Source organism: Streptococcus suis (assembly GCF_002964045.1).
Taxonomy (GTDB): Bacteria; Bacillota; Bacilli; order Lactobacillales; family Streptococcaceae; genus Streptococcus; species Streptococcus suis_U.
This window is the reverse complement of sequence record NZ_POPB01000413.1, coordinates 1-366: the sequence shown is the minus strand read 5'-3', so window position 1 is coordinate 366 and position 366 is coordinate 1. Positions and strand designations below refer to the sequence as shown.

Annotated in this window: 1 protein-coding gene; it reads right to left on the bottom strand. The window is 29.5% G+C overall.

Annotated elements, in window-relative coordinates:
• On the bottom strand, nt 1-366 hold a 366-nt coding region (locus C1E99_RS10615), incomplete at both ends, for an ATP-binding cassette domain-containing protein (protein ID WP_153060193.1).

Here is a 366-nt window from a genome sequence, read left to right as displayed (position 1 = left end):
AGCATTCCTATTCTTTGACGCTGACCAGTTGAAAAATTAGTACCATTTTCCAATATAAATAAATTTTCAATATTTAAAGCATGAGGAAATATATCTGAAAGATTTACTTTATCAATTGCTAACATCAGTTCTTCAATAGTGTAGTTTGGACAGAATAATTTCAAATTTGATTTCAGAGTGCCTTTAAAAAGAATTGACGGATGTGATATATAGCAAATATCTCTTCTTAAATCTAGGTTTTGGTCTAGTAAGTTAACTCCTCCAATAATTATATTTCCTTCATTACCTTCCCCACTAATACTTTGTAAACCTAGTAAAATTTTTACTAAGGAGGTTTTGCCGGTACCTGATTTTCCAGTTATAAAA